Annotated in this window: 6 protein-coding genes and 1 pseudogene; 3 read left to right on the forward strand and 4 right to left on the reverse strand. The window is 56.9% G+C overall.

The genetic code is table 11. The features are described 5' to 3' along the window. Together ADICEAN_RS18355 and ADICEAN_RS18360 are read left to right on the forward strand one after the other, a co-directional pair. A partial coding sequence (locus ADICEAN_RS18355; protein ID WP_040398139.1) for a gliding motility-associated C-terminal domain-containing protein occupies positions 1-2,347 on the forward strand: 2,347 nt, incomplete at its 5' end. Between the two features lie 51 nt (positions 2,348-2,398). After that, positions 2,399-3,205: an SDR family oxidoreductase gene (locus tag ADICEAN_RS18360; protein ID WP_009197158.1), complete on the forward strand. Its 807-nt coding sequence runs from the start codon at positions 2,399-2,401 to the stop codon at positions 3,203-3,205. Between the two features lie 11 nt (positions 3,206-3,216). Here ADICEAN_RS18360 and sdaAA read toward each other — a convergent pair whose 3' ends face one another. Beyond that, a complete protein-coding gene (gene sdaAA, locus ADICEAN_RS18365; RefSeq protein WP_009197159.1) occupies positions 3,217-4,125 on the reverse strand; it encodes an L-serine ammonia-lyase, iron-sulfur-dependent, subunit alpha in 909 nt (302 codons plus the stop codon). Positions 4,126-4,251: 126 nt separating this feature from the next. On the opposite strand from sdaAA, the pseudogene hemE reads away from it, so the two are divergent. Beyond that, a pseudogene (gene hemE, locus ADICEAN_RS18370) lies at positions 4,252-5,288 on the forward strand (uroporphyrinogen decarboxylase). Positions 5,289-5,306: 18 nt separating this feature from the next. Here the strand turns inward: hemE and ADICEAN_RS18375 are convergent. From ADICEAN_RS18375 to ADICEAN_RS18385, 3 genes are all read right to left on the reverse strand, one after another. Continuing rightward, entirely contained in the window at positions 5,307-5,765 is a 459-nt protein-coding gene (locus tag ADICEAN_RS18375) for a MarR family winged helix-turn-helix transcriptional regulator (RefSeq protein ID WP_009197162.1), read from the reverse strand. Between the two features lie 300 nt (positions 5,766-6,065). Next, positions 6,066-6,980 (reverse strand): PorP/SprF family type IX secretion system membrane protein, encoded by a 915-nt coding sequence (locus tag ADICEAN_RS18380; RefSeq protein ID WP_009197163.1) that lies wholly within the window; start codon positions 6,978-6,980, stop codon positions 6,066-6,068. 11 nt (positions 6,981-6,991) lie between these two features. Further along, positions 6,992-10,057, reverse strand: a complete 3,066-nt coding sequence (locus ADICEAN_RS18385; protein WP_009197164.1) for a gliding motility-associated C-terminal domain-containing protein — start codon at positions 10,055-10,057, stop codon at positions 6,992-6,994. Positions 10,058-10,082 lie beyond the last annotated feature (25 nt).

The following is a 10,082-nucleotide window of genomic DNA, read 5'->3' on the forward strand; positions in this document are numbered from 1 at the left end:
AACGCTGGCGCCCGAGATTTACAACGATGCCGGCGGCTACTACATCACCTATGAGCGCTGTTGCCGCAATGGGGTGATCAGCAACATTGTGCAGCCAGGATTTACCGGGCAGGCCTTTTACCTGGAGTTTCCGGCCGTGGTAAAAGATGGTGTTCAGTTTGTGAATTCTTCGCCCATCCTGTTTCCGCCGCTGTCGGACTTTGCCCGCCTGGGCTACCCCTTCTTTTTTGATTTCAGAGGCACCGATCCCGATGGCGACTCCATTGTCTACAGCATGGCTACCCCGCTGGCTGGCTGGAGCGACGATGTGAACTACCTGCCCCCCTCTACCCCAGGCCCTTATCCGGAGGTGGTCTGGCAGCAGGGCTATAACAAAGAAAGCATGGTGCCCGGCACCCCCGCCCTGCGCATCAACAAGGAAGGGTTTCTGCAGGTAACCCCCAGCCGGGAGGGCCTGTTTGTTTTTTCGGTCATGGCCGAAGAGTTTCGGGATGGCAAAAAGATCGGGGAGGTGCGGCGCGATTTTCAGATGCTGGTCTATAACTACATGGGCGAGGATTTTCCGCCTAACCTGCAGGCCCAGAAGCCCAACGGGCAGGTGGTTCCCGGTAAGCTCATTCAGCTTACTGAGGCTGATTTTCAGGGAAGTAGCGATCGCTGCCTAACCCTGAATGTAACCGATGCCGATGCCCAGCAGGAGGGGTCCGAACGCCTCAGCTTTCGGGTAGTACCCCAGAACTTTTCCGGTGCCGATGTGGTGCAGCTCTCGGTCAGCTCAGGAGTGCTATCCGGTAATCAGCAGCAGCTGCAACTGCAGATGTGCCTGCCCGAGTGCCCGCCCGTTTTTGGCCAGCCCTACCGCTTTAATGTAGTGGTGTATGACGATGTGTGCTCGGTGCCCATGACGGATACCCTGCGCTTTGAGGTGATGATTCCCCCGCCGGCCAATGCACCCGCCTATTTTCTAAACCAGACCACCCGCCTGCCCCTGCGGCAGGGCACTCATACCTATGCCACCGTAGCCGAGGGTGCGGTGTATGAGTATGTGCTGGAAGGCTTTGATGCCGATGGCGATAACCTGGAGCTGTTCATGAGCGGGCAGGGCTTTGATGCCCAGGCCTGGGGCTTTTCAGTGAGCAAGCTGGAGGAATACCTGGATGGTGAGGGGCAGCGAAAGGTAAAGTACAAGCTGCAGTGGGATGCCAGCTGTAGCAGTGGGCGGGATTTCTCCCAGCAGAGCCAGTTTCGGCTACTCTTTTCGCTGGATGATAAACCCGAGTGCGACCCCAACAATGCCGCCCTCTACCAGTTCAATTTCTCCATTAGTGTGCCTGCCAATTCCCCGCCCGATGTGCGGGCCTCGCTTAATAATTTTCAGCCGGCTACCAACCTCAGCCGGACCGTAGCCTTTGGGCAAACCCTAAGCTTTGATGTGCGGGCTACTGATCCCAGCCTGGACCCCTTGCAGCTGCGGGCGGTAGGCGCCGATTTTAACCTGCAGGACTGGGGCATGAGCTTTCAGGGAAATGGAGGCACCGGCACCGCCGATGGGGTCTTTAGCTGGAACCCCAGCTGTGAGAGCCTTCCGGCAAATACCCGAAATGACTTTACTGTTTATTTCATCAGCGATGATGTGGTGCAGTGCAAGCAGCCGCTCAGCGATACCCTTAAGGTGCACTTTACCCTTACGTTTCCCCCCAACGATGCACCCCTGCTTTTGGCCGAGCTGGGGGGTAGTCCGGTTGTGGCGCCACTGGAGCTGCGGGTGGGCCAGCCGCTGGAAGTACTGCTGAAAGGGATAGATCCCAACCTCACCGACGGCTTACAGCTCACTCTGGTGCAGGTGGAGACCGCTTCCGGAGCCAGCATCCCCTACAGCTGGCAGGATGCCAGCGGCCAGGGATCGGTAAGTTCGCTGCAGGGCTTTGTACCTACCTGCGATATGCTGCAGGGCCAGGCCGAAGCCCTGTTCACCTTTAATTTTCGGGTAGCAGATGACCCCTGCTTTAATGGAAAAGAAGACCTGCTGACGCTGGAGGTGCTGGTGCGGGAGCAGGAGCAGGATTTTGACCGGGTACGCTATGTAAACGTCTTTACCCCCAATGGCGATGGCTACAACCAGTTCTTTGAGATCAAAAATCTGCCCGAAGATGCCTGTAACAACAGCTTTGAGTATGTGCGCATCTACAACCGCTGGGGCAAACTGGTATACGAAAGTGCCGATCGAAACTTCAAATGGGATGCCGAGGGTTTTCCGGCCGGCACCTATTACTACCTGCTCAAATACACCAACAGCAGCTACCGCAGTCCGCTTAGCCTGATCCTGGGCGACCAGGCCGGACAGTAAACAGCTGCCTGCAGCTTACACCCATGCCCATTTTTTACTAACTTCGCCCCCATGCAAGGCAAAGTAGTATTGATTACAGGCGGCAGCTCGGGCATTGGCCTGGCGCTGGCCCAGGTGTTTGGCCGCCAGGGGGCTAAGGTGGTGATTACGGGCCGCTCGGCCCAAAAACTGGCCGAAGCGCAGCAGCTGCTGCAGGGGGAGGGGCTGGAGGTGCTAAGCCTGCAGGCCGATGCGGCCAGCGAAGCCGACAACCAGCGCATGATAGCCGATACCCTGGCCCGCTATGGCCGGCTGGATGTGCTCATCTGCAATGCCGGTATTTCCATGCGGGCCCTGTTTGAGGACCTGCAACTGGAGGTGTTCCGCCAGGTAATGGACATTAACTTCTGGGGTACCGTCTATGCCGTAAAAGCGGCCCTCCCACACATTTTAGCCCATAAAGGAGCAATCATTGGCATTTCTTCCATCAATGGGCGCAGGGGTACCCCTGCCCGTACGGCCTATACGGCGTCTAAGCATGCCATGGAAGGCTTTTTTGAATCCCTGCGCACCGAGGTGATGAAACGGGGGGTGCAGGTGCTGATGGTGCGCCCGGGCTTTACGGCCTCCAACATCCGCAATGCCGCCCTCACCGCCGATGGTACCCCTCAGGGCGCCTCGCCCCGGGAGGAGGAGAAAATGATGTCGGCCGAAGAAGTGGCCGAAGCCACCCTCAAGGCACTGCAAAAGGGCAGGAGAGACCTGGTGCTGACCACCGAAGGCAAGCTGGCTGTTTTCCTGAACAAATGGGTGCCCGGCCTGATGGATAGGCTTGTCTACAACAAAATGGCCAAGGAGAAGGATTCTCCTTTTAAGTAAGGGGTAAGGCTTTATTCAACTTCCCCCTCATCAGGCAGCATTTCAATATCCTGGATCAGCACTTTTTTGCTGATGGCCTGGCCGGTGGTGGTCATGGCCAGTCCGCCCAGGGCCGTTTCTTTATAGCGCACCTCCATGCTCTGGCCCACTTCGCCCATGGCATCAATGCACTCATCTACCGGAATCACCCCCCCTACGCCTGCCAGGGCAATCTGGGTAGACGAAAAGGCAATGGCTGCCGCGCTGGCATTGCGCACCACGCAGGGTACTTCCACCAGGCCGGCTACCGGATCGCACACCAGGCCCAGCATGCATTGGATGGTAATGGCAATGGCATTGAATACCTGCGGAATATCACCCCCCAGCAAGTGTACCATGGCGCCGGCGGCCATGGCTGCCGCACTGCCTGTTTCGGCCTGGCAGCCCCCTACGGCGCCGGCCAGCGAGGCACGCTCCTGAATGATCAGGGCAATGCCGGCCGATACCAGCAGGCCATCCACCATCTGCTCATCGCTAAGCCCATGAATTTCCTGCAGCGTATAGAGGGTGCCGGGAATAATGCCCGAAGCGCCGGCCGTAGGCGCCGCCACTACCCGGCCCATGCAGGAGTTTACCTCCTTGGCGGCCAGCGAGCGGGCAATCAGCCGCTGAAACTCGGGCGACAGGACGGTAAGCGAGTGGTTAAATACTTTCTTGCCCCCATTATCAATCATGCCCGAGCGGGATTTCATATCTTCCGTAAGGCCGGTCTGTACGGCATCCTTCATGACCCCCCAGGCTTTGAGCAGGCCCTCGCGGATGGCTTCCGGCGTTTTGCCGCGCTGGTCGGCCTCGTATTCGGCTACCGTCTGGGGTAGCTGCATCCCCTTCTTTTCGCAATAGGCCTGCCAGGCCGAAAATTTATCAAACAGAAAACTCATGATGCGGTGTTTGTCTTGTACAAAGGTACAGAAAAAGCCGCTCCTACAATCGTTTGCAGGGGCAATTCCCGAATCGGGAGGCCGGGGCTTTGTCTTACAACATTTCTAATACTACTTTTGTGCCCTATGGAACTCAAGAACGACCTGCTGCTGCGCGCAGCCCGAGGAGAAAAAACAGAACGTACCCCTGTGTGGCTGATGCGCCAGGCAGGCCGCATTCTGCCCGAATACCGGGCCGTGCGCAACAGCCTGCGTGATTTTATCGAGTTGGTAAAAACCCCTGAGCGGGCCACCGAGGTTACCATTCAGCCGGTGGATCTGCTGGGCGTGGATGCTGCCATTATTTTTTCCGATATTCTGGTGATTCCCGAGGCCATGGGCTGCCCCTATGAAATGGTGGAAAAGCGGGGACCCATTTTCCCCCAGACCATCTCCTCTGAGGCCGATCTGAAAAAGCTGAAGGTGGCCGATGCCGAGGCGGACCTGGGCTATGTGCTGGAGGCCATTAAAATCACCAAGCGGGAGCTGGCCGGGCGCGTACCCCTGATCGGCTTTGCCGGCGCCCCTTTACACTGCTATGCTATATGGTAGAGGGCAGCGGCAGCAAGACCTTTTCCAAGGCCAAAAAAATGCTCTATACCCATCCTGAGCTGGCCCACCAACTGCTGCAGATGATCACCGACTCTACCATTGCCTACCTGCAGGCGCAGGTACGGGCCGGGGCCGATCTGTTGCAGATCTTCGATTCCTGGGCGGGCATCCTGAGCCCTGAGCAATATCGGGAGTTTTCGCTGCGCTATATCCGCCAGATCTGTGAGGCCATTGAAGGGGTGCCGGTTACAGTTTTTGCCAAAGGGGCCTGGTTTGCCCTGCCCGACATGGCCGACCTGCCCTGCCAGACCATTGGCCTGGACTGGCACATGACCCCCAGCCAGGTGCGCCAGTGGGTAGGGCCCGACAAGAGTCTGCAGGGTAACCTGGACCCCTGCGTACTCTATGGCAACGCCAGAGAAGTAGCGGCGGCTACCCGCAGCATGCTGGAGGAGTTTGGACCCGACCGGCATATTGCCAACCTGGGACATGGAGTCTATCCCGATACGGATCCGGAAATGGTGAAGGTGTTTATTGAGACGGTAAAAGAGTACAGCGCCAAGATGCGCTAGAGGGGCGTAGGTCCTTGCCTACACCTCCAGATCCCGGATCTTATCCAACAGGCGGTTCAGCTCCTGGGCATCCTGTTCGCTTAGCTTTCCCAAAAAATTATCGATCTGCTCATGTTGCTGATCGATGGAAGTGAGCAGTTTCATGCCCTTGTCGCTGATGCGCACATCAACCAGGCGGCGGTCCGAGGGGCAGGGCTCCTTATCCACCAGCCCCTGCCGGTGCAGGCGGTCTACTATGCGGCTGGCATCGGAATTATGGTCCAGCATGCGGTCCCGGATCACCGAGGTGGAGATGCTGCCCGGATGCTGCCCACGCAAAATGCGCAGCACATTAAACTGCTGCATGGTAATATCAAAACGGCTCAGAAATTGTTTAATGCGGGTTGTAAGCCAGCTATGCGTATAGATCAGGTTTACGGCTGCCTTCTGATGCTCGTTGCGAAAGTGCTTCTGATGGATCTCATCCTCAATTTTCATAAAACAATAATACAGGAAGTGTTAGTAACATTCCAATTCTTCACCTTAAAATAATTAAGCCAGGCCTGTTATCGGTTGTATTTAAAGGGTATGCCGTTGGCTGGTTGTAGCGGGTTGGGGCGCTGTGATAGTCCGCTGCAGCTGGCTAAAAATAGGGTTTAATCCGCGGTGGCCCCTTTTCTGCATTTTCGGTCTGATGTTGTAAAAGAAACGTAAAGACTTACACAAAGGATGGAAATGCGAAAATAAAAAAGCAGGCCTTGCGGGCCTGCTTCTGCATACAAGGAGTAGTTCCACTCGTTAGAAGTACGAATGGCAGGGGTCGGTGCTCAGACGGATGCGGTAGCTCAGCATCACCTCGTGTGTGCCCTGCGTATGGTTGCGCAGGCTGGACAGGGTATAGTCATAAGCGTAGCCAAAGACAAAGTTCTCATTCAGGGTCAGCTGGAACAGGCCAATCACCGAATCACCATTGCGGTAGTTGATGCCGGCGCCCACCACTTTCTGAAAGTAGAAGTTAATGCCCAGGTCGTAGCCCACCGGCATTTTGTCCTGCAGGCGCAGCAGAACAGAGGGCATGGCCTGTACATTGCCGCCGGCATTAAACACCTTGCCGGCCGTAAGGTAGTAGTAGCGCGACTCGCGGTTTTGCGAATAGGTACCATCCCCATTGGCATTAAAGGTCTTGTTCTCTATTAGAAAGGGGGAGGAGAGCCCGACATAGGAAGTAGGGGTGCTGTAGTAGGCGCCGGTGCCCACATTGGGCGTTACCTTGCTGTAGTAGCCCAGCAGGGGGTCGGCCCCGGCCTGCACGGTAAGTTTGGTAAAGTCTGAGCGGCGGTGGTTAAGCCCCCCCTGCAGGCCCAGCGACAGCATACGTCCTTTTTTGAATTTGAGCTGGTAGGCATAGGAGGCATAGGCGCTCCAATCCACATGCACGCCAATCTGCTCATGGCTGATCTGCATGCCCAGGCCAATGTTCTTACGGTCCAGGGGGGCATGGGCTGTGAGCAGCTGCGTTTTAGGTGCCCCCTCAAAGTTTACCCACTGGCTTCGGATAATGCCCATCACATGCAACTGTTTCTGGCTGCCGGCATAGGCGGGGTTTAGCGCCAGGCCATTGAACATGTACTGGGAGTAGGCGGGCCGTTGCTGAGCCTGCACCTGCAGGCCCAGCAGCAACACCAGGGAAAGAAGTAATAAACTGTGGCGCATGGCTTAGCGGATTAGTTCCAGGAATCCGGTTTTGGTTTTTCATTCGTATTGTTTCTGAAGAGCACCCAGAAGTAGGTACCGGCCGGCAGGTCTTTGTCCCCAATGTAGAGGCCACGGTTGCCTTTGCCGGAAAATACCTTCAGCTGGTTATCATAGCCGTTGAGCTCAAAGACCAGCCCACCGGCGCGGTTGTAGATGCGCAGCAGGTTTTGCGGATACAGGTCGATGCAGGAGAAGTGGAAGTAGTCGTTCTGGCCATCGCCGTTTGGTGTAACCCCATTGAAAGGCGCCACGGTATCGGTAATGGTGAAGGGCTCCGACTTCTCACAGCCATCGGTAGAGACTACTTTCAGCAGGTAGGTACCGGCAATGCCGCTGAAGGGGGCAGTATGGTCGCCTACCTGGTTGCCCTGGGCATCCCAGATGGTATAGGACAGCAGGGTGCCGCTCAGGTCTACCACACGGGCGGTGCCGGGCACCTCGCAGGAGGCAGGCGTAAGCATGATCTCGTAATCGGGATAGGTGTAGTCACCACCCAGGTACTTGGTCACTGCATTGGAGATACAGCCATTCTGCTTGTCTTCGGCTACCACGGTGTAATAGCCCTCGGCCAGGTTGCTGATCACATGGGTATCGGTACCGGTGCTGATCTGATTGGCTGGATCTACCGTCTGGCCTGCATACCAGTAGAAGTTGTACTGGTTGTAATTGGAAACGATCACCCGCATGCTGCCATTTGGTGCGGCACAGCTGGTGGCCACAGTAGCCTCCAGCATGGCCTCCACAAAAGGAATCTCGGGATTGTATTCGTCTACCGTTATGGCTACGGAGCCGGGGCAGCTGGTGTAGGTATCGATCACCTCTACCCAGTAGGTGCCGGCAGCCAGGCCAGTGGCCACAGGGCCGGTCTGTCCAAGCGGTGTGCTCACATCGCCAATCTCGCCCGCATACCAGGTAAAGCTGTAGCCTTCGGTAATGCCGTTTACATGGGCCGAAGCCGTGGCATTGCCTCTGGTAGGATCACAGATGGAGAGTTCTGCCTCCACGGTAGCCGTGGGGAAGGGGGTGTTGTCGATGTAGTCAATGGTAATGCCTACCCCGCCAATACAGCCGTAGACATTCTGGCCATTGAACCAGGCAAAGATCGAGTAGGTATCGGCGCCATACTGGCTGCGGAAATAATCCTCGGCATTGGCCGTACGATCGTAGAAGCTGCCGGTAGGCGTGCTGATATCGCCGCGGTATACCTCAAAGTCGAAGGTTGGCAGGAAGCCCAGGGTAGCCCGGATCTCCTCTTCGTTGATCACCTGCACCAGCAGCTGGCCATTTTCAGGCGTACAGAAGGTCTGGTTATCGGCAGTGGCCCGCAGGGCAATCTCTACAACCACTTCCTGAATCTCAAACTCCAGCGACTGGCTACAGCCGGTGAGGGTGTTGGTGATGTTCAGGGTGTAGAAGCCCGGATCCAGGTTTGAAATGCTGAAGTCGGTGCCGGGATAGGGCAGGTAAGTAGTGCTGCTCAGCGTAGCGCGGTACTGCCAGCTTACGGTATAGTGGCCGGGATTGCTGGTGTATTCGCTGCCGTCTGCCTCGCGTACCAGCATGCCCACCATGCCTTTAGGATTGCCAAAGCACTCGGAGATCATATTGTAGCTCGCCACCTCCAGTACCGGATCGGTGCTGATGTCGGCTACCCCCATCATGGCGGTAATGAAACAGCCCATGCCAATGCCGCTGCGCTTGGTAGCTTCTACGGTGTAGTTGCCCGCAGGCAGTCCGGCAAAGGTAGCTCCATTGGTGCTTGCCGTTGCCACATGGGTCAGGCGGGTATTGGTGTTGGCATCGATCAGCACCAGGTCAAAGTTCAGCAGAATGGCGGCTCCGCTAAAGGATTCGCCCCCGAACAGGATCTGTGTAACCGATACGGCGCCGTCAGGATTACAGGTGCGCTGGTCCAGACCGCTGAGGGTAAGCTCGCCACCAACTTCTACCCGCTGAATGTTCCGGTAGGCATCAACCGGACAGCCATTTTCTGCACGTACTTCCAGGCGGTACTCACCCTCCAGCAGGTTGCTGAAGGTAAGGCTTGCCGTACTGGCCGTGCCGCTGTAGCTGGTGGCCTGGCCGTCTTTGTAAAGCACGTAGGTATACTGGGTGCCAAAGTCGCTCAGGGTAGCCGTCAGGCTGCCGTTGCCACCGGCCAGACAGGATGTATTATCAGTGCCATCAAGTGTTGCCACCGGATTGGTCGGTTCAAAGACTACCGTAACCTGGAAGGGGGCCGACTGACAGCCAGAACCCGGGTTGCCGTTGTTTTTAATGGCCGTTACGGTATAGGTACCGGCTAGCAGGCCGCTCAGGGTAGTGCCGCTACCCGTCTGGGTGCTGCCGTCGGCCGCTATCCAGCTCCAGGAGTAGAGGTAATCCGCTACATTTTGGGCTACTCCATTAAAGCTGATACCGCTTACCCAGGCCGTACCATTTCCGCTGGCGCAGGCCGTTTGCGGGCTAGTGTCAGCGGTGATCACAATAGGCCAGGTTAAGTCTTCGCCTACGGTGATCTGCTCGGTAGCGGGGCAGCCATTCAGGTCGGTTACCTGCAGCAGGTAGATGCCGGGGGCAAGGCCGCCAATGCTTAGCGTAGCGCTGGTAGAGGCAGTGCCGCTGTAGGCGGTTGGCGTACCATCCTGCTGCAGCAGGGCCCAGTCGTAGCTGGTGGTAAAGCCTATCTGGGCATCGATCTGACCGGTATAGGTATTATCACAAGCGGTGTTGGGCAGACTGCTCAGGGCAATGGTGGGGTATACAGGCGTATTGGGCACCACCACTTCAAAAGGAGCGGAGGCACAACTGGAGCCCGGATTGCCATTGGCCTTGGTGGCCACTACATAGTAGGTGCCGGCTACCAGACCGCTGATGGTCTCGCCGGTGCCCACAGGAGCACCCGCTGCGTTGGTCCACTGATAGGTGTAGTTGGCAGGTGCATCAGCGGCACCACCGTAGCTGATGGCGGTTACCCGAGCGCTACCATTGCCACTGCTCAAACAGTTGGTTTGTCCTGTGATATCCGCTGCCATCACTACGGGATAGGCCAGTTCTTCA

This window comes from Cesiribacter andamanensis AMV16, assembly GCF_000348925.1.
Classification (GTDB): domain Bacteria; phylum Bacteroidota; class Bacteroidia; order Cytophagales; family Cyclobacteriaceae; genus Cesiribacter; species Cesiribacter andamanensis.

Coding starts and splice junctions, on each gene's coding strand:
- ADICEAN_RS18360 (WP_009197158.1), top strand. CDS start 2,399: ATGCAAGGCAAAGTAGTATTGATTACAGGCGGCAGCTCGGGCATTGGC.
- sdaAA (WP_009197159.1), bottom strand. CDS start 4,125: ATGAGTTTTCTGTTTGATAAATTTTCGGCCTGGCAGGCCTATTGCGAA.
- ADICEAN_RS18375 (WP_009197162.1), bottom strand. CDS start 5,765: ATGAAAATTGAGGATGAGATCCATCAGAAGCACTTTCGCAACGAGCAT.
- ADICEAN_RS18380 (WP_009197163.1), bottom strand. CDS start 6,980: ATGCGCCACAGTTTATTACTTCTTTCCCTGGTGTTGCTGCTGGGCCTG.
- ADICEAN_RS18385 (WP_009197164.1), bottom strand. CDS start 10,057: ATGGCAGCGGATATCACAGGACAAACCAACTGTTTGAGCAGTGGCAAT.